The organism is Brevundimonas naejangsanensis (genome assembly GCF_000635915.2).
Classification (GTDB): domain Bacteria; phylum Pseudomonadota; class Alphaproteobacteria; order Caulobacterales; family Caulobacteraceae; genus Brevundimonas; species Brevundimonas sanguinis.
In genome coordinates this window covers 935,444-962,000 of sequence record NZ_CP015614.1, presented here as the reverse complement: position 1 = coordinate 962,000, position 26,557 = coordinate 935,444, and the positions used below count along the sequence as shown (strand labels likewise).

Annotated in this window: 23 protein-coding genes and 1 pseudogene; 9 read left to right on the top strand and 15 right to left on the bottom strand. The window is 63.8% G+C overall.

The annotated features are described in order from the left end of the window. Window positions 1-20: 20 nt before the first annotated feature. Complete coding sequence (locus tag DA69_RS04545) at window positions 21-677, top strand: lasso peptide biosynthesis B2 protein (RefSeq protein WP_025977249.1); 657 nt, start codon at window positions 21-23, stop codon at window positions 675-677. A 182-nt stretch (window positions 678-859) separates the two neighbouring features. Next, window positions 860-2,437 (top strand): asparagine synthase C-terminal domain-containing protein, encoded by a 1,578-nt coding sequence (locus DA69_RS04540; RefSeq protein ID WP_025977250.1) that lies wholly within the window; start codon window positions 860-862, stop codon window positions 2,435-2,437. Here DA69_RS04540 and DA69_RS04535 read toward each other — a convergent pair. From DA69_RS04535 to DA69_RS04515, 6 genes and pseudogenes are all read right to left on the bottom strand, one after another. Then, window positions 2,397-4,883 carry a prolyl oligopeptidase family serine peptidase gene (locus DA69_RS04535; RefSeq protein WP_025977251.1) on the bottom strand — a complete coding sequence of 829 codons (2,487 nt, stop codon included), beginning with the start codon at window positions 4,881-4,883 and terminating at the stop codon, window positions 2,397-2,399. The genes DA69_RS04540 and DA69_RS04535 overlap by 41 nt on opposite strands. 7 nt (window positions 4,884-4,890) lie before the next feature. Continuing rightward, the gene (locus DA69_RS04530) at window positions 4,891-5,901 is read right to left on the bottom strand and encodes a TonB-dependent receptor domain-containing protein (protein WP_167349636.1); all 1,011 of its coding nucleotides are present in this window, start codon (window positions 5,899-5,901) and stop codon (window positions 4,891-4,893) included. Beyond that, window positions 5,838-7,487, bottom strand: a complete 1,650-nt coding sequence (locus DA69_RS04525) for a TonB-dependent receptor (RefSeq protein WP_051582077.1) — start codon at window positions 7,485-7,487, stop codon at window positions 5,838-5,840. Before DA69_RS04525 ends, DA69_RS04530 begins: the two co-directional genes overlap by 64 nt. A 48-nt stretch (window positions 7,488-7,535) precedes the next feature. Next, window positions 7,536-7,826: pseudogene (locus DA69_RS15105) on the bottom strand (STN domain-containing protein); the annotation flags it as partial. A 46-nt stretch (window positions 7,827-7,872) separates the two neighbouring features. Next, on the bottom strand, window positions 7,873-8,880 hold the full coding sequence (locus DA69_RS04520) for a FecR family protein (RefSeq protein ID WP_025977252.1): 1,008 nt from the start codon (window positions 8,878-8,880) through the stop codon (window positions 7,873-7,875). 10 nt (window positions 8,881-8,890) lie between these two features. Further along, window positions 8,891-9,355 carry an RNA polymerase sigma factor gene (locus DA69_RS04515; RefSeq protein ID WP_025977253.1) on the bottom strand — a complete coding sequence of 155 codons (465 nt, stop codon included), beginning with the start codon at window positions 9,353-9,355 and terminating at the stop codon, window positions 8,891-8,893. 560 nt (window positions 9,356-9,915) lie between these two features. On the opposite strand from DA69_RS04515, the gene DA69_RS04510 reads away from it, so the two are divergent. After that, on the top strand, window positions 9,916-10,293 hold the full coding sequence (locus DA69_RS04510) for a thermonuclease family protein (protein ID WP_025977254.1): 378 nt from the start codon (window positions 9,916-9,918) through the stop codon (window positions 10,291-10,293). Window positions 10,294-10,295: 2 nt separating this feature from the next. Here the strand turns inward: DA69_RS04510 and DA69_RS04505 are convergent, their stop codons facing one another. Continuing rightward, entirely contained in the window at window positions 10,296-10,979 is a 684-nt protein-coding gene (locus DA69_RS04505; protein ID WP_025977255.1) for a hypothetical protein, read from the bottom strand. A 702-nt stretch (window positions 10,980-11,681) separates the two neighbouring features. Between DA69_RS04505 and DA69_RS04495 the strand changes: the two genes are divergently transcribed. Beyond that, window positions 11,682-12,164: a hypothetical protein gene (locus DA69_RS04495; protein ID WP_025977257.1), complete on the top strand. Its 483-nt coding sequence runs from the start codon at window positions 11,682-11,684 to the stop codon at window positions 12,162-12,164. Between the two features lie 1,580 nt (window positions 12,165-13,744). Here DA69_RS04495 and DA69_RS14530 read toward each other — a convergent pair. Both DA69_RS14530 and DA69_RS04490 read right to left on the bottom strand, forming a co-directional pair. Continuing rightward, on the bottom strand, window positions 13,745-14,137 hold the full coding sequence (locus DA69_RS14530) for a hypothetical protein (RefSeq protein ID WP_145915898.1): 393 nt from the start codon (window positions 14,135-14,137) through the stop codon (window positions 13,745-13,747). A 401-nt stretch (window positions 14,138-14,538) separates the two neighbouring features. After that, window positions 14,539-15,465, bottom strand: a complete 927-nt coding sequence (locus tag DA69_RS04490; RefSeq protein WP_025977258.1) for a HEPN domain-containing protein — start codon at window positions 15,463-15,465, stop codon at window positions 14,539-14,541. Between the two features lie 969 nt (window positions 15,466-16,434). Here DA69_RS04490 and DA69_RS14865 point away from each other — a divergent pair. Beyond that, window positions 16,435-16,650: a DUF892 family protein gene (locus DA69_RS14865; RefSeq protein ID WP_235599218.1), complete on the top strand. Its 216-nt coding sequence runs from the start codon at window positions 16,435-16,437 to the stop codon at window positions 16,648-16,650. Window positions 16,651-17,136: 486 nt separating this feature from the next. On the opposite strand, the gene DA69_RS04480 is transcribed toward DA69_RS14865, so the two are convergent. The 6 genes from DA69_RS04480 to DA69_RS14525 all read right to left on the bottom strand — a co-directional run bounded on the left by DA69_RS04480 (window position 17,137) and on the right by DA69_RS14525 (window position 21,436). Beyond that, on the bottom strand, window positions 17,137-17,433 hold the full coding sequence (locus DA69_RS04480) for a hypothetical protein (protein ID WP_025977260.1): 297 nt from the start codon (window positions 17,431-17,433) through the stop codon (window positions 17,137-17,139). A gap of 151 nt (window positions 17,434-17,584) precedes the next feature. Next, window positions 17,585-17,899 carry a hypothetical protein gene (locus DA69_RS04475; RefSeq protein ID WP_025977261.1) on the bottom strand — a complete coding sequence of 105 codons (315 nt, stop codon included), beginning with the start codon at window positions 17,897-17,899 and terminating at the stop codon, window positions 17,585-17,587. 191 nt (window positions 17,900-18,090) lie between these two features. Beyond that, window positions 18,091-18,729, bottom strand: a complete 639-nt coding sequence (locus tag DA69_RS14285; RefSeq protein WP_167349634.1) for a DUF421 domain-containing protein — start codon at window positions 18,727-18,729, stop codon at window positions 18,091-18,093. A gap of 175 nt (window positions 18,730-18,904) precedes the next feature. Then, on the bottom strand, window positions 18,905-19,600 hold the full coding sequence (locus DA69_RS04465) for an MgtC/SapB family protein (RefSeq protein ID WP_025977263.1): 696 nt from the start codon (window positions 19,598-19,600) through the stop codon (window positions 18,905-18,907). 229 nt (window positions 19,601-19,829) lie between these two features. Continuing rightward, complete coding sequence (locus DA69_RS04460) at window positions 19,830-20,435, bottom strand: cysteine hydrolase family protein (protein WP_025977264.1); 606 nt, start codon at window positions 20,433-20,435, stop codon at window positions 19,830-19,832. Between the two features lie 767 nt (window positions 20,436-21,202). Then, window positions 21,203-21,436, bottom strand: a complete 234-nt coding sequence (locus DA69_RS14525) for a hypothetical protein (protein WP_145915897.1) — start codon at window positions 21,434-21,436, stop codon at window positions 21,203-21,205. A gap of 648 nt (window positions 21,437-22,084) precedes the next feature. Between DA69_RS14525 and DA69_RS04450 the strand changes: the two genes are divergently transcribed. From DA69_RS04450 to xth, 4 genes are all read left to right on the top strand, one after another. Next, entirely contained in the window at window positions 22,085-22,408 is a 324-nt protein-coding gene (locus DA69_RS04450) for a hypothetical protein (RefSeq protein WP_145915896.1), read from the top strand. A gap of 1,050 nt (window positions 22,409-23,458) precedes the next feature. After that, entirely contained in the window at window positions 23,459-23,635 is a 177-nt protein-coding gene (locus tag DA69_RS14520) for a hypothetical protein (protein WP_145915895.1), read from the top strand. A gap of 2 nt (window positions 23,636-23,637) precedes the next feature. Then, a complete protein-coding gene (gene ligD, locus DA69_RS04445; RefSeq protein WP_025977267.1) occupies window positions 23,638-25,476 on the top strand; it encodes a DNA ligase D in 1,839 nt (612 codons plus the stop codon). Next, window positions 25,473-26,315, top strand: coding sequence for an exodeoxyribonuclease III (xth, locus tag DA69_RS04440; RefSeq protein WP_025977268.1), 843 nt, complete (start codon window positions 25,473-25,475; stop codon window positions 26,313-26,315). Before ligD ends, xth begins: the two co-directional genes overlap by 4 nt. Window positions 26,316-26,557 lie beyond the last annotated feature (242 nt).

Here is a 26,557-nt window from a genome sequence, read left to right as displayed (position 1 = left end):
GCCCGCTCGGGAGATAAGCAATGACAATCAACGACCCGATCTGGTGCGCGCCCGGGGTATTCTTCGCTCAGGTTCAGGATGACATCGTCGTGTTGGATTTGAACGCCGACCAGTATCACTGCCTCATCGATGCTGCGGCGAGCATCGAGACCGCGGACAGCGGCGCCCTAAGAGCGCGAGATGAGGCGACGGCGCTCGAACTGATCAGCGCAGGGTTGGCGACTTCAACCCCCCAAGACGCGCGAAGACCTCATCCGCCGTCTGCCCGCGTCGAACTCGACAACCCGACCGGCGCCCCTTCTCCAGCGGAGATCCTTCAGGCCGGTGCCGCCCTATTCGCCGCCGGCCTCGCCTGCCGAGGCAAGTCGATCCTCGACCTCATCGCGGCAGACGTACGACGCGCGGCGCGGCCTGATGAGGCTGCGGCAGCCGAAGCCAGCCGGATCGTCGCCGCCGCCCGCGCTGCTCTCCCATGGATCCCGCTGGAGGGCGAATGCCTCCAGAGAAGCTATCAGCTCCGTCGGTTGCTGCGCCGCCACGGCGTCCCCGTCGATTGGGTTTTCGGCGTCCGTACCTGGCCCTTCGGCGCCCACTGTTGGCTGCAGATCGGCGACCGCGTCGTCGCGGACCGGTTAGAGCGCGTTCGGCGCTACACCCCCATCATGTCGGCGCCCTGACCATGGGACACTTCCTCATCGTCGCTCGAACACCGCGCCACGACGGCGCGGCCGCCCTTTCCGCCGATTTGGCTAAGCTCGCCCAGGGCGCCGGCCATTCGCTTTCCGAGTTGACGCCCCTGGCCTGGCTGGCGGTCAGCGGGGTGCAGCGCCCACGCCTAACGACCGTGGGAGGTTGGCGCTTGATCGGCGACGTCTTCAATCGCCGATCGCCTCAACTTCCAGCCTCGAACGCCGCCGATCCCTGGGACTATGAACGGAAGATGCTGGCCCGTTTATGGGGCCGTTTCGTCGGCGTCCTGTTCGCTCCAGACCATCAGCCGTCGGCGATCCTGAGAGATCCCTCGGGCGCCTTGGAATGCGTCGTCTGGCGACAAGACGGCCTGACCCTCATCAGTTCCTCCGCCCCGGATTGGCTGATCCGCCGACTTCGCCCGCCATGGAGGATCAACCGGCGGCGCCTGGCTCAGGCCTTGCGGGATCCCTTGTCCGGGGCAGGCCCGCTTCTCCTGGACGGCCCGCTTGTCGTCAATCCAGGGACGCTTCAGCCTCTGCCGCCCGAGCAGCCTGCCGTTTCTCTTTGGCGCCCCAGCGTCATCGCCCGCCGGAGCCTCGACTTCTCCCTGCCCGCTGAGGGGGCGGCCGAGACGCTCAAGGCGGCCATCGACGAGAGCGTCGCGGCCCTCGGCGGCCTGTCCGCGCCTATCGCCGCCGAGGTCTCGGGCGGCCTTGATTCCAGCATCGTGGCCTCAAGCCTCGTCAGAAGCGTTCCAGACGCCGTCAACCTGTGGATCAACGCCTATGGCGCCGCCGCGGAAGCCGACGAGCGCGCCTATGTCGCCGCCCTGGCAGAAACGCTCGGCATCAGCCCGGTCAGCGTTCCGCATGCTGCCGGCCGCGTCACGGAGGACTGGCTGCTAGAGACCAATCAGGATTTTCGACCGGGACTGAACGCCCTCGACACGCCCCACGACCGCGATTGGGCTCAGCGCTTCGCGACCGCCGGCATCTCGGCCGTGTTAACGGGCAAGGGCGGCGATTCAATCCTGCTGCAAGCCGCCCCCGATGTCTTCGCCGATCTCTGGCTCGCCCAAGGTTGGCGCGCCTTGCGGTGGCCGGATGCGGCGCCTTTGGCCGCCGCCAATGAGGTCTCCGTCTGGACAATGGCGGCGAAGGCGCGTCGCCGTCATCGCGAAAGAGCACCTCTACCCGTCAGAGACGGAGCCTTGCTGACCTCGAGCGGCGACCATGCGCCCCCCCATCCTTGGATCACCGACTGCGAAGCTTTCGGGCCGGCCAAGACGCTCCAGATCATGGGGGTCGCTGACAGCGTCGCGCGTCACGGGCCCTCCGTGCTGACTGAAACGGTTGATGTGCGCCACCCCCTCTGCGCTCAACCGGTCATCGAAGCCGGCCTGTCCATCCCCACCCCCTTGCTGACGCTGGGCGGGAGGGATCGAGGCCTAGCGCGGCGAGCCTTCCGAAATCGTCTTCCTGCGGCGATTATCGAGCGGCGGTCCAAGGGCGACATGACCCAAGTCTACGGACGAATGATCGTCGACAGTTTGCCGTTTCTGAGACCCTGGCTGATGGACGGCCGCCTCGCCGCGCTCGGCGTCATCGATCGCGATGCCGCCGACCTGGAGCTGACCCGGGAGCGCTTCCTTTGGCGCGGCCGCTACACCGCCATCATGGCGGCGGCGGCTTTTGAAGCCTGGGTCAGGGCGTGGGAGCCTCGGCTGCAGCCGCCTCGACCTTAGCCGCGGGCTTGTTCAACGTCTTCTCCAGCCAACTAAACACCTGACGATAGCGGTCGCGGATGTTGGCGGGACTCCAGAGCGCATGATGCTCGCCCCAGTAGGTGACCAGGCGGGCCGTTCCTCCCAGTCGATAGAGGGCGCTGAACATTCGTTCCGACTGGGACATGGGAATGTAGTCCTTATCGGCCGTGATCAGAAGCACGGGGGCGCTGATCCGGTCCGCCGCCAGATAGGGGCTGAAATCCGCGTAGGCTCGGATATTCGCCCAAGGCGGCCCCTTCCTCCCCCCTTGGCCGACCTCCACCCAGCCCTGCTGGTTTCGCATCTGGAAGCCGTCTTCCGGCAATATGCGGCTTGCGGGATTGAACTCGCCCCATTCCCCAAAGAGGTCGGTGATGGCCGAGGAGACGACGTAGGAGCGATAGCGAGCCGTCCTGGTGGCGATGACGAGCGCAGCATAGCCCCCGAAACTGTGTCCGAGGACGGCGATGCGATCCCGCGGCAGCTGGGGAAAGGCGGCCAGCGCCGCGTCGACGGCAAGGTCCACGCTGCGCACATAGAAGTCGGCCTCATTGGCCCCTTCCTCATCAATCGGCATGGAGGGCGAGAGAACGGCGTAGCCCTCTCCCGCCAGGACCTCGGCGCGCGTGCCGTAGGTGAGGATCAGCGGCCCCGCCCAGGCCGCGCCATCGAGCGATCCCGGATAGACCTTGACGATAAGCCCCTTGATCCTGCCGCCGGTCGGCAGGAAGAGGCGGCTCTGCGTCGGCCGCCCGCGCGCATCCAGATGCGGCACAGGGATCGGCTTGGCCAGGACGACGTCAGCCAGCGCCGAATTAACCCGATCCAGATTCGTCGCCTCGCCGCCGCTGACCAAGCGGAGGGTTTCGACCAGTTCGCTTCGGTCCAACATCAGGGCAGCCTCCGAAGAGACGGCGAGCCATCGGAAATCCCTGCCGGCGCTACGGCCTAACCGACGCCGCAAGCCTTCCGCCCCGACAATCAACACCTCTCCCTCGGCGTTCGACGCCGCCGCCCAATCCCGGCGCGGCGCATCATTGATCCGCAGCCGAGCCGTCCTCTCGGGGTCGATTTCGACTGCGGCCTTCACCACCGTCTCGGCTGGCGTCAATCGGCGAACCCCATCCGCCTCGACCGCCCAAAAGCCGCCGTCGGCGAACATATAAAGCGCCCGCTCGCTGACAGCGGCGATCTGCGAGGGGGCGACGGCGAAGGCGGCGGTCACCGCCAAAGGCGGTTCCTCCGGCGCCAGGCGGCGCCAATCATAGCGCTCCCCGCCCGCAGCCCTCGCATAGAGAACCGGCGCCCCGTCCAGCCAGTCAGCTCGGACGCCCCGCAGGATGTCCGCGCCGGCCTCTGTCGCCAGGCCGGATCGATCAACCGGCCTTGCGCCCTCTGGGCCGATCCGCATCAGCTCTCCCGCCGCCCAATCGGCGCCGTCCCGTCGGGCCCAAACGAGGAGTTCGCTTGAATCCGGAGACCATCGCAGCAGGTGCGGCGCCAGATCGAGTTCTGGCGCCGGCGTGCGGACCAATGCCGTTTCCGGATCAATGATCCTGAGGCGCTGACGCCGCGCCTCTTCCGCCTGAAGAATCATGCCCGGGGCGATAGGCGTCTGCTCCGTCCCTTCCACAAGGGCGATCGCCTTTCCGTCGGGGGAGACAGCGAAATCGGATATCCGCCCCTCAAACAGGAGGGTCGTGCGGCTTTGGGCCAGATCCAGCAACGCCAGGGCCTGGGCCGGTTCGGGCGTCTCCGCTTCGGCCGTCCCGGCTTGAGCGTCGATCACGGTGCGGGACGGCGTGCGTCCTTCCGCAGTCCGCGCCCAGGCCGCGGTCATCGCGGCCTGGCTGCCCCCGAAATAGCGCATGAGACGCGGGAGGCTTCCGTCCGGCCGGATCATCAGCGCCAGGCGGTCGTCGGATATCCATTCCGCGGCCGACCCCGCGCCCGGCAGTTCGGATGTCAGGCCGGTCCAATGCACCGACCGATCCGCCATGGACACGATCCCGATGTCGTAACGCCCCTCGCGGAACCGATAGATCAACAACCGCGCGCCCGTGGGCGACCAGGCCCCGCGCAGCAGGCCGGGACCCTCGCCTGGAGCCAATTGCTCTGGAGGCTCCTGCGGACGGTTCAGGTCGATCAGCCAGAGATCCATGGCCGCCCAAGGCGACCGTTGGGCGAAATCGAAGCGAGGCGTGGCCTCATAGGCGCCCCGCTTCTCATAGACCGCCCATCGACCATCTGGAGAGACCGCGCCACGCCCGAAGGCTTCGAGGGCGGTGATGTCCTCGACCTTCAGCGAACGCGACGCCGGCCCCGAAGAGTGGTCCTCGGCCGAGGTCGAGGTTGCAGAAACCAGGACGACGATCCCGAACGAAAAGGCCGCCGCGCCAAAAGCGCGGCCAAGTCTGTCCAGCATGGCGGGATCACCAGCGCTGGATCAGTTGCAGGGCGACGACACGGCCGAGCAAGCCGCCCTGCCCCGGATCGAAACCATAGCCCGTGGGAGAATCGTAGAAGGGCGGATCCTCGTCGAAGAGGTTCTGCACCGTCAGCGCCAGCCTCAAGCCGTCGAACCGCGGCCAGGAGGGGCGCCAACTCACCTGGCCGTCCACCGTGTTCCAGGCGGAGATCCGTCTGCCCGCCAGGTCGCGATAGTCGGCGACATGGTTCCAATGAAGCCCTCCGCTGAACTCGCCATGCGACCAGTTCACGCCCGTGCGCGCCCGCAGGTCGACGGGATAGCCGATCAGACCGGCGACCTGCCGGGGCGGGGCCGTCGGCGTGGCCTGGGTCTCAAACTCCAGCACATAGGAGGCTGACGCCTCGGCCGTGAAATCATGACCGCCAAGGCTGAAGGGATAGCGTCCGGACACGTCTACGCCCCGGACCTTCACCGCACCGGTGTTGACCCAGCGAACATCAACGATGGCCGCATAGGCGGTCGCCGGATAGAGGGAGGGAAAGCCCGGCAAGCCCGCATAGCTTTCGACCAGGGCCAGATCGGCCGCATTGGAAGCCGGATTGATGAATTTGACGAAGGGCGACAGCGACGGATCGATGAGGGCGAAAGCGCTGTTGTCGCTGACAGGCCGCGCGATCCTGTCGGTGAAACGGGTGTCGAAATAGCTCGCGCTCAGCCGCGGCCCGCCCTTGGGCGCATAGTCAAAGCCGACCGTGAAGGTTTCAGCCGTCTCTGGCTTCAAGTCCGGATTGCCGCCAATGAGGGACAGCACCAGGGCGCGAGAGCCGTCCGCCCGGTTGAGAAATGAGCCGGACGCCGCCGGCGCGTCATGGGTCTGAGGCAGGGAGGCGGCCCGGAAGGAGGTCCCCCAGGAGGCCCTCAGGTCGAGATCCTCCGCCGGCGACCAGATCAATCCGACCTTGGGATTGGCTGTATCCCCGAAGTCGTCATAGGTCTCGAAACGCCCGGCCACGGAGACATCCAGACGTCGCAAACCGGGCCGAGCCTGTACCGGCCGATCAGCGGCGCTCGCGCCTCGACGAAGACCGCCGAGATCGAACGTTCGCGTTGAGGCTTGCGATTGAGCACAGGCGCCGGCGTCGCCGCGAATGAGACGGTCTGGGTGTTGAACTGATCCCTTCGGTGCTGGACGCCCGCCGCCAGGCGCAGATCCCCGCCCGGCAACCGCAACAGCGGCCCCTCGACCAATAGGTTGGCGGAACTCGCCTGGCTCTCGTCCCGAGCGATCGAATAGCCTTGGCCAATGAAGTCGAGGACGGCCCGACTGTTGGCCCCTCCGTCGCCGAACAGATTGAGATAGCCGTCGACGGCGGCCTTGAAGGGCGTCGCCGGATCATCCGGCGTCAGGCCCAGCGCCTCGTTCGCGAAACGGCTGTGCACCCGATTATAGACGCCAGCTTCGCCCCGTTCGCTCGCCCAGGTCAGATAGCCGTCCAAGGACCAGTCCGACGTCAGCGCATAACGGCCGCCGACCGTCACCCCCACGCTTTCGGAAGAGCCCTCGGCCCGCGTTGGGCCCAGTTCAGCCAGGAAGGCGTAGCCGATCGTGTGGGAGGAAGCGCCGCTCGGCGACACGAACCAGGGATTGGCGGCGTTGGCGGTGAAGACCCCGGCGCTGGCAGGGCCGACGATCTCATGGGCTCTCCGATTGTAACGCACATCCGCCGACATCTCGAAGCGCGGCCCCAAAGACTGGCTCATCCGTCCGTAAAGGCTGTGCCGCTCGATCGAGGGGACAAGATCCGCACCCAAGGTCGTCGATTGCAGATTGGCGGCTCCCGCCACGAAATCGCTCGGCCCCTGCGCCGTCCCGCCGGTCGTCGGTCGAATAGCGTACAGGGCCTGATAGGAGGAGGTCGCCGAGTTGAAGGCGACGATATTGCCAGGCGCGCTGTAGAAGTTGCGACGGTCCGTGCCGCCGTACCGACGCAGATCCCCGTCCGCCGTATAGGACCGATCCAATGAACTGAGGCCGTTCGTCGTCTGGTATTCGTAAGACAGGTAGGCCGCGCCGGACGACCAGGACCGCCCCGCCAGATGGGAAATCATCAGATCTTCCGCGCCGCCTTGAGCGGCGGACCCTCGGACGCGCGTCTCCTGGCCGTCGAAGGATCGCCTCATGATCACATTGACCACGCCGGCGACCGCGTCCGCTCCATAAAGGGCCGAGGCGCCGTCGAGCAGGACATCGACCCGCTCCACCGCGCCCGAGGGCAAGGCGGAGACGTCGCCGAAATCGCCGCGCAGCCCGGTCCCAGCCAAACGCCGGCCGTTGACGAGAAGCAGGGTCGAGGTCGCGCCAAGGCCGCGAAGATTGACGCCTGTGGCGTAGACGGAGTTGGAGCCCGCCCGATCTGTCCCCGCCAGCTGGACGAGCGGCGTCGCCGCGCCGGCGTAGTTCTGCGGCAGATCGGTCAGAGCCTCGGCCGCCGTCGCAAAACCGCGGCGGTCGAGCGCATCGCGGTCCAGCATGGTCACGGGCGAAGCCAAGCCGCCTGTCGATTTCAACAAGGTGCCGGTCACGATCACGTCGTCCACGGCCGTAGCGCTATCCAGGGCCGCTCTTCCTTCCGAACGCCTCAGGAAAATGACTCCGGGCCGAGTCTCGGACCAGACGAGCCCCGTTCCAGCCAGCAGGCGGTCTAGCGCAACGGACGGCGCATAGCGCCCCCGCAAGCCCTGCGTCCTCAATCCTTCCACCGCCTCGCCGGAAAAGAGGATCTGCTGATCCGACTGGGTCGCGAAGAGATTCAAGGCGTCTCTCAGCGTCCCTGCCGGGATGTCGAACTCCCGCGCTTCCTGGGCGCAGGCCGCCGAACTTGCCGCGATCAAGCCGGCGGCGAGAATGCTTCCTGATAATAGGCTGGTTCGTCTCATGGTCTTTTGTCCCCTCCACGCCACGCGGCGTCAGAGAAGAGACGGTTCAGGCCCCGGGCGACCCCGGAGCGCCCCTTGATTTTTTTGCGTCGGACAGCAGAACCTCGCCGTCGACCCCTTTTTTCGCCCTCAGTCCGAACACCTCCGCCGCCGTGGACACGAAGGCGTCGCGGTCCCCTGTTCTGAACACCCCGTTGACCGACGCCGCCTCCTGAGCGGCGGCGTCGAGCACGATCTTGTGGGTCAGATACCGGTTCACCTCGCTCACCGCCTCGCGCAGTGGCGTATCCCGAAATACGATCCGCCCGTCGGTCCAACTCGTCTCGGCCTGGATGTCCACGGCGCGCGTCACCTGCCCCTGCGGCGTCAACTGGCTCTGCTGTCCCGCCGCCAGCCGCTTCACCGCCCTGCCCGCCACGCGCTCCGCTACATCGACGACGCCCGACACCAGGGTCACCTTCACGCCGCTGCTGTCGCGGCGCACGTCGAAGACCGTCCCTACAGCCGTCACCTGGATATCATCCGTCAGGACCACGAAAGGCCGGTGGCCGTCATGGGCCACCGTGAACAGGGCCTGGCCGTCCTCCAACTCCACCAATCTGCGGTCGCCGTCGAAACGAACCCTGATCCTGGAATCCGTATCCAACCGCACGTTCGACCCGTCGGCCAGTTGGACGACCCTCTGTTCGCCCACGCCGGTCGCGAACACGGTTCGGGACTGCAGCCATAGAGCCCCGGCGACCGCCGCCGCCATGACGGCCCCGCCGATCGCGGCGCCGATCACCGCCCTTCCCAACCGCCGCGGCCGCGCGGCGCTGTCCTTGCGCGACAGAGCCTCGCTGAAGGCCCGGGCTATCTCGGGGTCCTTCTCCAGCCTGCCGGCGGCCCCCCAGACCCGCTCGACCCGTCGATAGGCGTCGGCGTTGCCCGGTTTGGACCGCCAGGCGAAGAAGTCTTCTATGGTCTCGGTACTGACGCTGCGCGCGCCGAGACGGGCGTGCCACGCCGCCGCTTCGGTCTCGCTGGCCTCAACCCGATTTTTCGGGTGGCTCATGATGCGCCCCCTAGCGCCGGAGTTGGGCGGCGCAGTGCGCCAGGGCCCTGGTCATGCGCCACTCAACGGTTTTGGGAGAAATCCCGAGCTTTTCCCCGATCTGTGCATTCGTCAATCCGCCGAACCTTGATAGCACAAAGACATCGCGCAGGGGCTCTGGCAAGCCGAGGATCAGTTCCCGCGCCATGACCTCGTCGATCTGCGATGGCGCTTCATGAAACCGGCCCTCGGCGGCGCTGATTTCCTCCAGATAGCGCGCCCGTAGCGACCGCCGGGCCCTGCGATCCGCCATCAGGTTCGCCGCAATGCGCAGCAGCAGGGCCCGCGGATGCCGGATCGTCCGCGTCGCCTGATAGGGCGCCAGCCGCAGCCAGGCCTCCTGCGCCAGGTCTTCGGCGTCCTGAGCCCCGTAGCGCCGGATCAACCGCGCCCGAAACCAGCGAGCATAGCGCCCATAGAGGACGTCCAGTCCCAAGGACGTATCAGGCGACAGCTTTTCCAATCCATCCGACACGGGCTCGCCTCCTGTTCAGAGGCGAGCCCGGCCGAAGCACCGGGTGTTGAGAACATGCTCAAACACATGCGCTGACGTCTTTAGCTCCCCAAGGAGCCTGGACATGCACGCCGGCCACCCGCCGCCACGGAGCGCGAAGTGGGATTTTCAGGATCTGCTCAAGCGAGGTTCTCACGCCCCGGCGTCAAATCAGACGCAGCCCAAGCCTGATTCATCCGTGTTCACTTGGCAAGGCGCATTATGCGGCGGGCTGCGCCCGCGCCGTTGACGCCGCGATGCGGCGCCCAGGCCTGCAGAGGATCAACCCTCTCTCAACACGGTCCGGGCAGGCTTCCTTTATGCGTGATTCCCGTCCTCGTTGTAGTCGCCGACCCGCCCGCTTCCTTCGCGCAGACCGTCGGCGCCGGCCTAACCTGAGGTTCGCCGCGCTCGTTGCGGGCGCCGCAGCGGCGGCGTTTGCGACGGCCCACTCATGGCCCCTGGACGACGAACTGAGCCGCCTCGTCCCCACGCTCGAGAAGATGCTCAGCCATAGGGAAGCCCCCGCTCCTGCTGACCGCTTCCTTTGCGACGTCGCCTATGTGAACGACGGCGACACCCTGCGCTGCAAGGACGGAACGCGCGTTCGCCTTCACGCCGTCGCCGCAAGGGAGGCCGACGAAACCTGTTCGCCGGGCCACCCCTGCCCCGCCGCGTCGGCGGCTTCGGCGACCGCCGAGCTGCGCCGCCTGGCCGCCGACCGGACGATCAGCTGCGAGCAAATCGGCCAGAGCTACAACCGCGTCACCGCCATCTGCTGGACCCCGACGCAGGTCGAGATCAACTGCGCCATGATCCGCAGCGGCACGACTGTGGTATGGACGAAGTTTGACCGCCAGCGTCCGCTGTGCCGCACCTGACGTCAGCGCCGCATCGCCTTCTCGTGCACCCAGCCCTCGTTCATCAGAACCACGGCCGCCTTGCCTTCAAGCGTCTCGGCGTTGTCGCGAGCCAGCTGCGGGAAAATCTTCTGCATCGCCTTCGACTTCGCCCATTCCGGCATGTTCTTGAGCTGCCAGGTGTAGTCGACCTGCGACACCGTCATGCCCATCATCTCGCCCGGTTCGGTAAAGCGGACGATCTCCTTCACGGCGGGCTCGCCGTAGCAGAAGCCCGGCTGCGAGCTCCAGAACCCGCCCTCGCCCCGCGGCTTGAACGCCTTCTCGCCTTCAGGCGTCAGCGTATAGGCGACGACCGCCACCTTGGGCGCGGGACCGGGGAAGTAGCCGCTCTGGGTGATCTCGGCAGGCTCGCCCTTCAGAAGACCGGACGCGGCCATGGCTTCAAAGGGCGCCGCCGCCTTCTTCTGGTTCTCCAGCCGCATAGGATGGTCGCTGACGGCGGCCTCGACATAGAGGGGGAAGACGCCCGCGTCGGCGGGGCGATCCGCAGCGCGCACGCTGCCGGACGGCAGCGAGAGACAGGGCGGGTTCCTGCTGATCCAGTCGTTGATGGCCGTCTTGAAATTCTTCTTGTCGGCGGCCTTGGGGTTGGAGCACCCCGCGACCAGGGCGGCGACGGCGGCCAGAACGACGATGGATCTCATGACAGCTTTCCCTTCAGCGCCCCGAGGGCAATCAACAGCGACACCGGCCAGAGGCAGACAACGTCGCAAAGCAAAGCTTATACTCCAGCGCCGTCGAGATTCCGACCTTTCTCGACCGGCATGATCCGGCGGCGGCCCGCAAACCGTCGCCGGATCGCTGCCTCCCGCCAGATGAGTTGCGCCTTATTCTGACTCAACACAGACCTAGGGAAGGTCTGCAGCTGGATCATCAGGTCGGCGTTGCGCGAAGCAAGTGACTTGAGGCTTAGCTGTGGGTCTGTCCGCCGGTAGATGCGCAGCACGGTTCTACCGTCGGCCGAGGTCGTCGGAGTTGGCCAATATACGTTTCGGCCGTGCTTTCAGGCCTTCAACCGTCAGTACAAGTAGTCGTCCGACAGCAGTGGATCTGGGGCGAACGGCGCGACCTTCCAATAGATCATCATGGTGTGAGGCAAGGCATCAATCCTTGCCATGGCCGCGTTAACACGGTGGCACTGGGCCCCGTCGAGATAGAACCGGTGATCGTCAAGGAAGAGGCGCGAGGCGTGGAAATCCTCCCTGGTCGCACACTCGAGTTCTTGGATGTTAGCCTCGCTCTGCACGTGAGAGGCGCGGCAGAAGCAAGGGAAGCACATCGACAGTGCGGTCGTCGGAAACAACGATGGCCACCCTACGGACAATCACCGCGATCTCATCACGAAGGTGGAGCGGATCGAGGAAACAAAGGCGCGGATTGGCGCACTGGTCGACCAACTCGAACTAAGCATTCCCGCCATCGCTGAACGCCTTCGTGAGCGTCAGACCGAATTGGTGCGGCTTGAGGGTCAGGCGGACGAACTGCGCAACGCGGTGGCGGGGCGCGCAAATCGCCGGGCGTCAGATGCGCTGGTTGAAGCGATCACGTGGTGGAGCGATCTCAGCCGTCTTGAGGATGAGGAACTGTTCGCGGCTCGCGCCAAGGCGAACGCACTGCTGAACGAAGCCTTCGACTGGATCATGCCGATTGGCGATGTCGTCAATGACGGCGTGTATATCGGCGCTGGCGCGAAAGTCTGGCGGAGCGGTCGTGTGAACGGCGCCACCACTACGGCCAGTTTCGACGCACCTGAGACAGACCGTGTTACACGGCTGGCACTGGCACGCTCAGGGGGCCGTTGCCAGCGTTTGAGCTTCCCGAGGCCCTGAGACTGGCCGAGGCGGCTGAGCGGGCTCTAAACGCGTAATCGCAACGTCTCGGGCATAACCAGCCACGTTGGTGAAAGCGCCGGGGAAGAGCGAGAACACAGCCAGCGCGGCCAATGCCAGCAGCAAGCCGCCGCAGATCGGCAGCGTTCCAATGGCGGCAAACCGAATACCGAAGCCGCTGAACTCAAGGCTCGCGGGACTGCTGCTCTTCGGCGGGGGTTTGGGAATCTTCGTCACCGGACACACCTTCTCATTAAGAAAAAGATGTGTGGGGGAAGAGAAGAATTGCTGCGCCCGAATCAGGCTCGGCGTCAATAGGGTCGTGTTGTATGCCAACAGAACACTTCGGAAACATCTCGGGATGCCGGGGATAGCGGCCTTCTTGTCGGTGATCGAACATGTGGTCGCCTCCTGCGATTGCGCAGAGCTTACACCCGCCTAACACCTCGAAGCAGCGTCCATGACGAAAGCTAAATGTGACGGCGTGGGCGGGCTCCAACTTAGCCTTTGAGCCCATCAATGAGCGTCAACACGGCGTTTTGGGCGAACACCAACACGCCGATAACGACCACGATTAGGATGACTACGCCCCACACGCCGTGAGGACCATAACCGCTCAGATGCAAGTCGCGCCAACGGATCGAAAGCCGGTTGGGTGAGGTCGGAGGTTGGGAGGGCTTCGTCACGCACAGGTCTCCATTAGGAGAAAACTCTGTGGTGCGAAGAGCAAGAAATTCCTGCGCCTAATTATCGGGCCGGTCGATGTCGGAAAACAGAAACGTAATCCAACGCGTGAAACTGGAATGATTGGTGCGTGGGCCATGCGGTGGAACCTCGGTCAGCGATACCAAGGATAAAGCCGAAGCCGTCCCACGACGGAAGGTGCTTTTAATCACTCACGTGACGCCAAACGCGACAGCGCTGACACCGAACAGAAGTTATTTCCGGCACCTACAACGAAGCGTTCGGTTAAGCCGGTTTAACTGAGACCAATTATAACGACGTAAATCACAGCACCATTTCGGAGCAAGTTTTACGGTCAGTATATCAGCACGGTTCCGACGTGAGTTTCGCAACATGTTTTGCGCCACCTAAAACGAAGCATATAAAGCAGATACCGAAACACGCACCGACATAATGTCGGAAAGAAACCCGTTAACCGCAGCACGTCGTATAACCGGATGTGATACCGACTTTACGGTCAAGCGAGTTCATAAGCCTTGACCGTAACGTCAACTCTTAGCCCGGTTGCGTGTCTCGGGGGGTGGCTCAACCGGCAGTATACTTGACCGGGGGGTTGCGCCGCCGCGCGATTCAGGTGTAAAGAAGGCGTGTGGAGGCATCTCGCCAAAGCAGAACACCCCTGAGCAAGCTCAGGGGCGTCTTGGTAACGTTACCCGGACTGCCATCCGGGCCGAAAGATAAGGAGGTTCCGATGAGCAATCATCGGTGGGCTCTAGCGCAGACGGGCTTTGAACCTGCGCTGCGCTACCCCCTCACGATAATATAGAAGGGGTAAGGGGCGGTCTTTCGGGGCCGCCCCTTATTTCGTTCTATAGCCTATAGACCATAAGGTCAAATCAGGCTGCTTCCCGACAATGCTTTTTCAAACGATCCATTACGTCATCGTTCGAACCATCTAGGGACAGCCCGTTCAGCTTAGCCGCTTCAACTAATGGGTGTGGTCTGATCTCATGCGGCGGGAACACTTCTAAAAACCCAATCAGATCATCGCTATCTTTGTCGAACCAGAAATTGGCGACCGGAATGACATCGGCATAGCTTGTTGCTTCGTGGGCGATAGTTAACAGATCGTGTGAAGCCCACTGGACTTCTATTCTGATGCGGTTGCTGGCGTCGGGATAATTGGCGCGGACGAATGGGGTCATGCGCCTCCCTTGGCCCGTTTCGACCATGTTGAATGGGCCGACGACGCCAGCAGAGAAATGCGCCGCAGCTTCTAGGGCAGACATGATCCGCTTGACCGGCGCCCCGGTCGTCGAGTGCAAGGAACCTTAGCGGCAGTGATAATGCCGCCGTCGCGCGTATCGCGCAGTCGGACCTAGAGGCGACGACACGGGGGCTGCTCGACCGATACGGCGACTAGGACGAGGTGGTGTTCTTCCTGGGGCGCCTGGCTTGGCAAGGCGTCATGGCGGGATGCGTCGACGCCCTGGCCGCGATCGCCTCGAACCCGCGCCGTGGCGTCCACGCGCGTCGTGTGTCGGCGCGTGCCGTTGCCGCCGTCAGCGAAGTTGGGCGACGCAAGGTCTGGCGCTCCCTGATCGCCCAGAGGCGCGGATTCCCCGCCCTAGAATGTCGCCTTTCGGATCGTGCACCAATGACTGCTATTGGCGCATTTGAGACCGCGACCTTAGGTCGAAGTAGTCCGTTCGGCGGCATCAGCCAGCTTTGCGATCCGCTCTTCGCCTGCCTCCACGACGAGAGTTCGAAGCCGTTCAGCGCCCGCTAGCAAACGCTGCAGGTCTTCAACATCAGGATCGTATTGGTCGGAATAGCGCGCTTCGACGTAGGCCCGCTTAAGCAGTTCGAAGCGGCGGCGATCCGTGCGCTGCTCTCTTGGCCAAGCCGCGGCCAGGCGATTGTCAGTGTCCTCGGCGAGGGAGCGAAGAAACTTGATATTGTGAGAGCGCGGGAAATAGAAAGCGTGGGTCAGCAGGAAGCAGGCGTAGGCCCGCTCAGTGGCTTGATGAAGTAGGAAAGCAGCGTCTCTACGGTTACCTCGTCCGAGATAAAACTCCACTCCGGCCAACGCCTCAGAAATCTTTACGCTCCACTGCTCAAAGGACCGTTGAGCCACCGAAGCCGCCTCGGCCGCCGTCATTGGCTGCGGCTGGACGAACGGATGTCCCGGCAACTCATACAGCACCACGCCGTCGCGCAGGATGTCGGTCCAGAAATACTCGCCCCGGGTCAGGGCCTGGTTCACCTCGGCCATGGTGTGGACGATGATGTTGACCGTCCTCCCCACCGCGGGATCGCGCTGGACCTTGTCCTCGGCCACATACCAGTAGTCGGCGATGTCGGTCAGTTTCTCATGGCTGACGATCACCAGCAGATCGAAATCGGACAGATAGCCGTTGTCGGGTTCATCGACCCAGTCGTTGCGGGCGTAGGATCCGAACAGGATGATCTTCAGCACCCGGCCGTCGCGCCGCCAGGACTGAGTGCCCCCTCCTCCGCTTTTGATCGCGGCCTCGAATTCGGTCAGCAGGGTCGTGCGGACGCGCTCCAGTTCGCGCTGCTGCTTGGCCGGAAGGTGATCCAGATCAGCGCGCATGGAATCGCCCGCCGCGCGCCCGCAGGGTCCCCAGGTCGATCATCCTGCCTTTCGCCTGGGTTCGCATCCCGTTCCTTTCCGCCCCAAATCAACCTCGTCCAAGCCTACCTCCCCTCTCCTCCAAGCGCCACAATGAGGGGGTGTCCGCCGGACAGTTGAGAACACGAGAGCTCGTGCGCCGCCGCCTTTAGCTTGCGCCTGGACATAGCAGCGGCCTGCCGGGGACCAGGCTACTGTCACCGGTCAGGCCTGGCGTAGCAAGCCTTCGAACGCCCGAGGTCTTCAAAGGCCGGCTGGACTTAGCGGCGTCATGCCACCCTCGGCCCGCAGTTCAAGAGGGTTACGTATGAAACGCGCCACAAGCGGGCATTGGCTATCGGCCAAAAACCGGACTTTCGCTCCATCGCGCGTCAACTTGCGGGAGTTCCGCAGGATCACGCGCCGTTTGTCTGTTGTCGGCACCTACCCGCCACGGTTTCGGGCCGTACATTGCAGGAGCTCGAGGGTACCATGTCCCCCTGAGGACGGTCACACGACCGAACTTGACGCAGCCTTCTGCTCAACCGGGTTGCTGGCGCATATCAGTCGCGAGTCGTGGTCATAGACGACGCCGAGCTGCTCTGGGCGCAATCCGAAAGGCCCGGCGGGCATCTGACATAGTCCAAGAGGATCATGATTTTCGCCGCTTTTTCCCGAGAGTGGCTACGCAGAATCTGGCGCACGCGCCCCGTAGCGCCGACAGCTTCGCGCGATGCGTAAAGGGTCTCGGCGCTCGACAGGATGATCGGGAGGCCCGTAGCGAGATGGTCCAAGCGCTGCCCCATCGGCAGGTTGGCCAAGGGATCGTTGCTTTTGACCAATCTGCCTCGTCTTGGTCAGCTCTAACAATGCAGATGTCATTACCGGCACGCTCCACGGCTAGGCTTTCAATAATTCTCCTCATAACCTAAGCAGCCGACCGGGTCAGCAATGAGTCAGCCCCGGTCGTTCGATCGAGTAGTGTTTCGCACCTTGGCGAGAGCGCCAGCAAAGGCGCGCGCCAACGACACCCTTGCGCTTGATGCCGCGCTTCTAACCGCGGTCCAAGCGGTCGAGCACTATGTGATCACCCGATACGGCACACCGAACCGTTGGGCGCAGGTGACTCTGAAAAACGCCGCCGCTCTGTTAGACGAGACCCTTTAGGAAGAGTCTCAGACGGACGGGGATTTGACGAGTATCGCCGATGCCGCCGTCAACGCCGAGGCGCTGTCGTCCGCAGCCTAAGGGCACCTTCGCTCCCTTGGACGCCCGCTTTGTCCCCAAGGTCGGGCTTCCTGCTTCCTGGACGCATTCAATGCGCCCTCAGCCGCAACCTGCGTGATCTCCCGCGGTGCCGAGCCCGCTTCTCGCTCGGCCCGCAAAAGGCGACTCGGTCTGCTGCTTGGCGGCCACGCCGTTCCAGTATACGGCTTTGCCAAGAAGCTTAGCGCGGACGGCCTCACTGTTCTCAGCTAGAGCGTCTTTTAAATAGGAGTCGACCTTCTCCCGCATCGTTTGTTGAACCTTGGCCATAGTTACGCCATCGAGCAATTCTCTAAAGGCAACTAAGAGGTTGCTGAACGCGGGCCCATAAGTTCAGTTCCGGACAGTAGCCGCTCACCGGGCTCGGCTCCTACTGGAGCTTATGCCTCAGTTAATCGTCTTGCTTCCGTCGGCCGTCGCCGCCGTTTCCATTTCGATGTTCGCGAGCATCTGATCCAAAGCTTGGTTGAGCACTTCTATGTCCCGATGAGGATAAATAGCTGGTACGGCTTCCCTGAAGGCTGAGACAAAGAGGGCAATGACTTGGCGCTCGTCTAGTTCGGTCCAGGAGACACTGCTCTCTGACAGCCGTCGCTCCATGATGGGCCCGGTCGCGCGCATAGCCTCGCCCATGGGCACGCCCAGCCCTTGCATCCAGCGTTCGAAATCTAGTTTAGCCGCCATGGGGCCTCCATTTAAACAAGGGCGGAGCCGACGCCGACCGGCCCTGTGATCAAAGCTACCGTAGAGCCTTGAGCCGTCTTGTCCGCCTCCGCGCGCTCTTTCATGTCAGCTACAAGCCCATGCGGATCGCGGCGCAAGTCAGCTTTAGTCATCAGGTAGGATCAGCGAGCGGCGGCCTGGGCAACTCACGCGCGCCCTCGGGCTCGGCGACGCCCGGCGGCGACGGCTCTGTACCGGCGGCGTCTTCGATCTTCTTCATCTGCGTGGCGTCATCGTCGAGCTTTGGCGGAGAAAGAGGCGGGTCTGACGGCCTTGGCGTGATCAGGGGGGCTGAGATATTCTCCTGGCCTACGCCGCGCAGCAGCTCTGCTGGGTCGCCTCTAGATACCGCGTCGGCTTTGATCGGCGTGAGGGTGCCGTCCTCATTATTGAGGTAGTCGGGTGGATTGCGGGGCATTTTGACCATGGCTCTCTCCTTTCGCCTCAGGAGATAAGGCGAGCGGCGGTAGGGCGTTCCCGCAGAGCAGACCGCAGTTGGCGCGGCGTTTCAGGGAACGGCCCCAGAGCGCCCCCAAGACATTAAAGGAGGAGGGCGATTACCCGCATTCCAACGGCCGCTTCACCCCTCCGGCGTCGCTAGGATCTGCATGTACGATGCTAGCTCACCATAGGCTCCTCCGCGCCGGTGTCTTCGCCGTCATAGCGGACGAACGACATCCGGCCATCGGGCTCCAAGACCCCCCACTTGACCATCTCCAGGCGCTCGATCCCCGACTTGCGCATTTCCGAAAGGATTTCGTCAGGTCTGACACGGTCCTTGTGCAACACGTCTTCGACAAGCCGTCCCCTATTGATCACGATCGTCGGCGGCGCTTCGCTGACGGTCTGAAACCACTTCAGTCGGTAGGTCATGACCGAGTCAATGAAGGTGAGGAGCAGGAGGGTAGCCGCCCCGATCAAAGCCCCCGGGATCGATTCATCACCGGCGGTGAGAGAGGGGGACACGATTTCGGCTATGAGCAGCAGCGTGACGATTTCGAACGGCGACATTTGGCTCAGCTCGCGCTTGCCGAGAAAGCGGAAGCCCGCGGTCAGCGCGACGAAGATGATCGCGACCCGCACGACCAGATCCAGGCCGTTGCTTTCCTCGGGCTTGATGAAGCCGATAGCGCCTAGAAAAACCACTGCGGCGATGATCGAAACGCCGACGGCCTCGACTCTTCGAAAGCGAAGCTTTGGTGCGACAGGCGGTAAACCGGGCAGACCGCCCTCGTCTGCTGTGGCTCTCTCGTTCATCACGTCACGTCCTTGTTGTTGAACCGATAGCTCAACAACGCAGCACCTCAATTCGGGTTGGCCGTGCGCCAACGCTTCTTTCACGCAGGACCGTCGGCCTCGTGGATCCCTTGTCGCGCAAGTAGTATGCCGCCAAGGCGGTCGGGAAGTAGGTCGACTTGGCCATTCATTGGCCTCAAGGCGATCCGGCGCGGCACTCGAAAGCGAGGACGGATTCATCCTTCCGCAGCGTCGCCGCCAGCGCATCGACTCTCGTCTCCCTATAGCCGCTCACCATCGTGGTGAACGTCAGCGCCTGAGCATCGGCCTCCAAGTCGATCTTACGAGGGTTCAAGGCGTGCCCCGAAAGAGCCAGACGAAACCCTGCGATGTTGATCGCCGCATCCGCCCGATAGCGGACCTTGATCTCCGCGTACCGTCGCTGGGGAAGGAGCGCGTCGGTCAGGCTGACCGCTGCAAGGACCAGTAGGGTAGCGATGGTCCCTAGCGCCCCCAGACTGAAAAAACTCACACCGAAGAGGATGCCTAGCGCGGACGTGAACCATAAGGACGCAGCGGTCGTTAGCCCGCGCACGGTGAAGCCCTCGCGAAAGATGACCCCGCCGCAGAGGAAACCGATGCCTGTGAGGATGCCATGGGCCATTCGTACAGGGTCGATGCGGATGATATCCGGCGGCGTGTCGGTCAGCCAGTGGACCTGGTGCACCGCGGCCAGCATGAGAAGCGCGGAGGAGAGAGAAACCAGAATGTGCGTACGGAACCCGGCCGCGCTGGCGCGGTACTCGCGCTCCAGCCCGATCAATGCGCCGGCGACAACCGCACCGACCACGGGCCAGATGATCTGCGGGTCAATCAATGGCGCTTCGCTCAATGGCCGGCTCCCCGTTCTGGGGCGTCGGTGTTCCTGCGCCGACGCTGAGTTGCGATGGCCTATAAGCGCTTTGCTGCGAAGACCGATCCGCCGACGGCAGAGTCCGCGAAGCGGTGAGGAGATGCCCGGTTTCGGCCGGCCGCAGTCCGAGCTTAGCCAAGGCCGTCATCTCGCTTCATGGCCCTGACAAACGGCTCGTGTTCCCACGGATGGGTCTTCGCTCCGAGGCCTAGGCCCAGGCGTCCAGAACTTCGTCGCATTGCGCCGTCTCGATCTGCTGGCCGAACCGGTCATGATAAAGAGCCAGCAAGGCGTCGTGCGACTGGTCAGACGAACTGCACAGGGCGTCGGCAACAACCACCACCCGAAAGCCCAGGTCCACGGCTCCAAGCACGGTCGCGAGCACGCACATGTCGGTCTCGGCTCCGGTCACGACCAGAGTGTCCACGTGCCCCGCCGCCAGAGCGCTCGCTAAACCGGTATCGACCCACGGGGAATAATGCGCCTTGTCCAGCACCCTGGCGGGCGGGGTGAAGGTCTGAAGCTCGGGCAACAGCTCCACCTTGTCGGCACCCAGGTTGTCGAGCGTGATCGACGACCATCGCTCCCAGTAGCGCCGCCACGTTCCTCGCCCCTCGCCCGGCGAACGGGCGGGGATGAACCGGGTGAAACAGGTGCGCTCGGCCTTACGCTCGCACAGACGCACGACGACGGGCAGGACGCGCGGCATCCATGGCGTGCGCCAGGCCGTATCTTCCGCAAAGAGGCGTTGCATGTCGACGCACAGATGGACAGCGTTAGCCGGGATGCGGCCGAAATGAATGCCGGAAGCCATCTCACTCTAAACCGAAGCTCCCTCTTCCGTTCCCGTGATCCGGACAGCGGGCTCTCGGGCGCCGTCTAGACCGCCACTTGGACGAAAACGCCGCCCATGATTAGGATCAGATAGGAGGCCCCGGCGAAGCGGGGTCCTCGCCGTCGCTGATCTCGGAAATGGTCTTGAGGCGGGGCATGGCCAGCCACGACCAGGGCTTATAACCACTCCTAGCGAACTTCGCCTCCCGACCCGCGCGCGCCGTCGCACTGGTGGTTGTTCGTCTTCTTTTGGCGGCCCCTCTCGAGCTAGGCTCTACATGCGTCAGCCATTCCAGCCGCGTCTCCGTGCTGCCGAGACGGTGCGGTCCGCCGCCGCCCCTCGATCCGGTCCACGGCTTTACCAGGAAGCTTGGCGCGGACGGATTCATCCTCCTAGCAAGAAGTGTGCATTTCCCCCTCCCCGCAGGCCAGGGTTGCTGATTGAACTGCCGTCCGTCTTCCTGGTCTTCGGACTCTAAGCGAACGTCACCCGCCCTGGCGCGGCCTCAGCTATTCTACACATGTCTTGGGTCGAGCGCATGGCCATGCCCATCAGGGTCAGCGTTGCGCTCGGCTGCAAGGCGCCGGCGATCCTGATAAGCTCGTCGACAGGGCGAGTATCTGCATAGACAGTGATGCTGCCTCCGCACCGCGCTAGCTCAACCAGTTCTTCAGTCGATTTGCCTTGCACCAATCGTCCCCCCAAAGCCCTAGACTGATCCCACCAATGGCTTTTGCAGGCAGCCGTCAAGCCGTAAGTTCTCGTACGGCCTCAGGCTGGCAGCGCTCTTGTAAGGAGGCGGCCACTTCGCGCGCAAAGGCTTGGTGCGCCTCGGCTTCATCCATGATCAGGCGCTGATCGTCATTGCGATGGGTTGAGAGCCGAAAGGAAATCTCACGCTGGTGCTTGGCACGCCGCTCAATCCGAACTAGCTCGACGCCTGCATGCTCGCGCAGGATGGCGCGAGAACTCACAATCACGACCGACCTCCTGGACAGGCAGGTAAAGGTCGTGGCGCCGCGCTGGGTTCCTGAATAGCCGGCCCAGCCTGAGCGGTATGGAACGGAGAGCGTCGGGCGTCCTTCGATAAAGGCGACAAAGGAGCAAGACATGCCACATCAGAACACGTCATCGTCTACCGCGACCGCCCAGAACGCCGCGAGCGATCCGGCGGCCCCGCGCGATCAGCCTACAGACCAGGACCGTAAAGGAGAACCTCGCTCTTATGCAGCCTCGGACGTCGCCGATAGTGCGCTCGCCCCGCCAGCTGCCGGCGAGGTGTCCGATTACATGGACGAGGGCGACGCCCTTGAAGGAGAGGCGGTTCAGCAGGGCGCCAACCATACGAATCGGCCCGACCGGACCGAGGCTATGGACTCCCAGGGTCCCAAGACCAGGGCCGCAAACCGTGACATCGTGCAGGGCAGAAATTAATTCGGCGGCAACTGTTTCGGGCAGCCGTTTTGCAGGAGGGACAGGGCGACGACGGCGTGTCTGACGACCGATCAACCCGCGCTCTGTCCTCGCCTCCCTCGCCCCGTCGCCCCACGGCTGGCGGGGCTCTCTCAGGCAGATGTGACGTGCTCCTTGCGTCCGTTGCGGACCTTTGCGGCCAAGGCTGTATGATCATGGAACGGAAGCGCCTGATCGGGCTCGAGCTGCCTGCGCTTACCGTGTGGATAAGCGCAGGCCTAACCTCCGCCGTGCGACCCGCCTCGAACGGGGGCGTGGTCTTCGCCGGCGTGGTGTTCGGTTCGTCCACGTTCGACATCGGTTCCCGCGAAGACCTCTTCCTGGCCATCCATCAGGAGTTCTTCGTCTTCGGCGACAGCGCCATCCGCGCTGGTATAGACTCCGCCCTGGTCAAACCCGACGCTGCCGACGCCTACCGCCGAACCGGCGAACCGGTTGTGCCGGCTAGCCATGGCCGCCATAGCTCGATCCCCATCTGACAAGGGCTCATCGCCCCCGCTGTGTTCCACACGTTCAGCCGCCGCGCTCACACCGGCATCGTCGGCGGCAATCTCGGTCGCCGTGTGGGATTGCTGTCCATATCGTTCCTGTGGTCCGGCCATGATCTTCCTCTCCGTGCTCCCTGCCCAAACCCCCCGGCGCGCCTCTGGTCGCAAAAGTCTGCTTCCCAACACGTTCACAGCTAACGTGGCCGTGGCGCTCCGGGGCCAGCAGCCCGCGGCCGGGGCGAGCCGTCCTCGCGCGAGGAATGCAGGTTTTGGCGCGGCCCTCGGCCGCCGGATGGAGAGCTTTCGCGGCTCCCCCGCTCTCGGCAAGTGAAAGCCGCTTATTCCGGCGGGTGAATGCGCCATGTCGAACACTCGCCGCCTCTTTCCGCGACGCGGGCTGGCCTTCCTCTCTGGCTTGCCCAACCTGGGCCCGTCGACTACCGCATAGGCAACGTTGTCCTCTCGTGACCCAGGGCGCTGACGGGCCGCAGTTGGCCATGACGACTTGGAGCCGGAAAAACCCTGCCGGACAGCCGACCTTCCAACTTCCTTTCGCACGGGCGATCTTTCGCCGACGCGTCCCGCTGCCCCATCCCTGCCGACGGCTTTTAGGAGTTCACTAAGCCCAAGGCGCAGAGGAAGAAAACGCATCGTCAAAGACGGCGCCTTCGCTATGTGACCGCCGAGCCTAGCCCCGACATCGTTCGCTATCACAAGCGTCAGATCGCTCTACTGCCCTCAGCCGAAGGAATCCACCACCTAAGGCTAAGCTAGCCTCAAGACCTCATGCCCGGCACGACGGTCTGCTCGACCGCGTAGCCTGGAGCGCAAAACTCTGCGGCGACGTGGTCCAGGGCCGGCCGCAACGTGCGGTCGTGTGAGCCGCTGAAATTGCGGGCCGCCGGAAATGAGGGGGAACGAAATCGGCAAAGCCTGATTGTCCTTTTAAGAGATCAGCAATGCGCATGGACAAGGCCTGCCAATCAGCAGACGGCACCTTTGCTCCCATGTCGCGTTGCGACTCCCGAGAGGAGGCTTTCTATGTCCAAACGCGAGTTAATCGATACGGGCTCGGACAAGCGCTACGTCCGGCGCGATGAAAAGGGTCAGTTCAAGGAATCCGACGACGTGGGCCGCTCGCTCGCCGCTGACCGTCGGCAGAAGGCGAAGCACGAGAGCAAGCCCGGCCAAGGCGACCGCGGCGATCGTCGGTCCTGACCATGGCCCGCGCCGCCCCGGCGTCCACAACCTCCCTTCCCGCCTTCCGTCCGGTCCAGCTCGCGACGCTCGTTGACGCCGTGCCAAGCGGCAACCGCTGGCTGCACGAGATGAAATATGACGGTTATCGGCTGGAGATCGCGATCGGCGGCGGTCGCGCGCGAGGGTTCACTCGCTCGGGTCTGGATTGGTCGGAGAAGTTCGCCGGGATCGTAGAGGCGGCCGCCGGCCTGAAGGTCGAGTCCGCGTTGCTCGATGGCGAGGCTGTCGTGTTCGACGCCGAAGGCCGCTCCGACTTCCAGACGCTTCAGGGCGCATTGAAAGGCGATCCCGACAGGATCGACTATGTCGCCTTCGACCTCCTCGAATTAAACGGTGAGGATCTGACGGGACTGCCACTGCTCGAGCGCAAGGCTCTTCTGCGCGACCTGATGCCCAAGAAGCCGAAGCGACTCCGCTACTCCGACCATATTCGTGGGAGCGGTGAAAAGCTGTTGAACAGCTTCTGCACAGCCGGTCTGGAGGGCGTGGTGTCCAAGCTGGCCGACGGCCCCTATGTCGGCGCGCGATCATCCGGGTGGGTTAAGACCAAATGCATCCAGCGCCAGGAGTTCGCCGTGGTCGGATGGACGCCTTCGGACAAATCGCGCGCTTTCCGTTCCCTGATCCTCGCCGTCAACGAGGACGGCGCTCTACGCTATGCCGGCAAGGTCGGGACAGGCTTCGATTCGAAGGAACTGCAGCGGCTCATGTCCATCATGGGTCCGCTCGAGCAAGACACGCCGACGGTCGAGGCGCCGCGTTCGGACGTCCGCGGCGCCCATTGGCTACGCCCCAAGCTCGTCGCGGAGGTCGCCTTCACCGAAATGACCAACGAAGGCACGCTGCGCCATCCAAGCTATCTCGGCCTGCGAGACGACAAGAAGCCTGAGGCCGTGGTGATCGAGAAGGCGACGCCGGTCAGGTCGGCGGAATCGCCGGTGAACGTGCCGATCAGCAACGCCGAGCGGATCATCTATCCCGAGAGCCAGATCACCAAGGGCCAACTCGCAGACTATTACGCAGCCGTCTCGCCGATCATGCTGCCCTGGATCGCGTCCCGTCCGATCAGCCTCGTCCGATGCCCGCAAGGCCGGGCGAAGAAATGCTTCTTCCAAAAACATGACGCCGGCAGCTTCGGCGAGGCGGTCCGTCATGTGGCGATCGAGGAGAAGGACGGCGAGGAGGAACCTTACCTCTATATCGACACGGCCGAAGGGCTGATGACCTGCGTGCAGATGGGCACGATCGAATTCCACGGCTGGGGCGCGCGCATCGAGGACGTCGAGAAGGCGGACCGACTGGTCTTCGACCTTGACCCGGACGTGGGTCTCGATTTCGAGGCCGTGCGCTCCGCCGCCTTCCGTTTCAGAGATATCCTGAAGACGATCGGGCTGGAGACCTTCCCCATGGTGACGGGCGGAAAGGGCGTTCACGTCATCGCGCCGCTGACGCCGCGGGCCGAATGGCCCGAAGTGAAGGATTTCGCCCGGCGGCTTGCCATTGCAGTCGCTCAGACTGAGCCGACCAAGTTCACAGCCGCCCTGCCGAAGGCCCAGCGGAAGGGACGCATCTTCGTCGACTATCTGCGCAATCAGCGCGGCGCGACCGCCGTCATGCCTTACAGCGCTCGCGCTCGCGAAGGCGCGCCCGTCGCCGCGCCGATCACCTGGAAGGAGATGGAGACGATCGAAAGCCCGGCTCGCTTCCATGTCGGCGATCAGGCCGAACTGCTGAAGCGCGCAGGTCTGAAGGCGCTGTCGTCTTGGGGACGCGCTGACCAGGCGCTGCCGGACCTGTGAAGATCGCAACCTACAATGTGAATGGGGTCAATGGCCGCCTCCCTGTCCTTGTTCGGTGGCTGGAATTAGCTCAACCGGACATCGTCTGCTTGCAGGAACTGAAAGCCCCTCAGGAAAAATTTCCCGAGAGCGCCATCCGCGATCTTGGTTATGACGTGATATGGCAAGGTCAGAGCCGATGGAACGGCGTCGCGCTGTTGAGCCGGATCGGTGAGATTCACGAGACTCGACGCAGCTTGCCAGGCGACCCCGTCGACGTACAGAGCCGATACATTGAGGCGGCCGTGAACGGCGTGCTTGTCGCCGGCCTCTATCTGCCGAACGGCAACCCCCGACCGGGTCCGAAGTTCGATTTCAAGCTGCGCTGGTTCGATCGTCTGCATGCCCACCTGGCGAGTCTGGTTGGTCTTGACGCGCCCGTCATCGTCGCCGGGGATTTCAACGTCATGCCGACGGATAAGGACGTCTATGCCCCCGAGCGCTGGCGCGACGACGCCCTCTTCGCCCCTGAGGTGAAGGCCGCCTACCACCGGTTGCTTGACCAAGGGTGGACGGACGCCGTCCGCCGCCTGCACCCCGACGACGTCATCTACACCTTCTGGAAATACTGGCGCGGTGCGTTCGAGCGGAACGCGGGCTTGAGGATCGATCACCTATTGCTGAACCCCGCCGCCGCCGCGCGGCTTGTGGCGGCCGAAGTCGATACCCGTCCGCGTGGCTGGGAGAAAACGAGCGATCACGCGCCGGTGTGGATCGAGATTCGCGAGCCGAAAGGCATGCGGCGGACGCCTCCGCTCAGAAGAGGAAATGATGGAGACCGAACCGTTCATTCTTCGTGAGAACAACTGGTTGCCGAACAACGAACGGCTGCCGGTTCTCCTCTATCGCCGAGTTTGTCAAAGCTGAGGGGAAGAAGGCCGCGGAACGCTTCGAGCGGATGTTCGCCGAACATGGCTGTCATCGCGCTCCCAGACCACAGACTGAGGCGATTAACGTCCGCCTCGGCTTCGCCAGATCCTCGCGGTGGCGCACCACTATTGAGAGCGCGCTAAAAATCGAGATGCAGCGGCCATTCACGCCA

Excerpts from the sequence above, each read along its gene's own strand:
- ligD (WP_025977267.1), top strand. The coding sequence starts at position 23,638 with ATGGCCCGCGCCGCCCCGGCGTCCACAACCTCCCTTCCCGCCTTCCGT.
- DA69_RS04510 (WP_025977254.1), top strand. The coding sequence starts at position 9,916 with ATGCTCAGCCATAGGGAAGCCCCCGCTCCTGCTGACCGCTTCCTTTGC.
- DA69_RS04475 (WP_025977261.1), bottom strand. The coding sequence starts at position 17,899 with ATGGTCAAAATGCCCCGCAATCCACCCGACTACCTCAATAATGAGGAC.
- DA69_RS04480 (WP_025977260.1), bottom strand. The coding sequence starts at position 17,433 with ATGGCGGCTAAACTAGATTTCGAACGCTGGATGCAAGGGCTGGGCGTG.
- DA69_RS04460 (WP_025977264.1), bottom strand. The coding sequence starts at position 20,435 with ATGGCTTCCGGCATTCATTTCGGCCGCATCCCGGCTAACGCTGTCCAT.
- DA69_RS04490 (WP_025977258.1), bottom strand. The coding sequence starts at position 15,465 with ATGCGCGCTGATCTGGATCACCTTCCGGCCAAGCAGCAGCGCGAACTG.
- DA69_RS04545 (WP_025977249.1), top strand. The coding sequence starts at position 21 with ATGACAATCAACGACCCGATCTGGTGCGCGCCCGGGGTATTCTTCGCT.
- DA69_RS04520 (WP_025977252.1), bottom strand. The coding sequence starts at position 8,880 with ATGAGCCACCCGAAAAATCGGGTTGAGGCCAGCGAGACCGAAGCGGCG.
- DA69_RS14285 (WP_167349634.1), bottom strand. The coding sequence starts at position 18,729 with ATGAACGAGAGAGCCACAGCAGACGAGGGCGGTCTGCCCGGTTTACCG.
- DA69_RS04505 (WP_025977255.1), bottom strand. The coding sequence starts at position 10,979 with ATGAGATCCATCGTCGTTCTGGCCGCCGTCGCCGCCCTGGTCGCGGGG.
- DA69_RS04450 (WP_145915896.1), top strand. The coding sequence starts at position 22,085 with ATGGAACGGAAGCGCCTGATCGGGCTCGAGCTGCCTGCGCTTACCGTG.
- DA69_RS14520 (WP_145915895.1), top strand. The coding sequence starts at position 23,459 with ATGTCCAAACGCGAGTTAATCGATACGGGCTCGGACAAGCGCTACGTC.
- DA69_RS04535 (WP_025977251.1), bottom strand. The coding sequence starts at position 4,883 with ATGCTGGACAGACTTGGCCGCGCTTTTGGCGCGGCGGCCTTTTCGTTC.
- DA69_RS14865 (WP_235599218.1), top strand. The coding sequence starts at position 16,435 with ATGAGTCAGCCCCGGTCGTTCGATCGAGTAGTGTTTCGCACCTTGGCG.
- DA69_RS14530 (WP_145915898.1), bottom strand. The coding sequence starts at position 14,137 with ATGTCTGCCCTAGAAGCTGCGGCGCATTTCTCTGCTGGCGTCGTCGGC.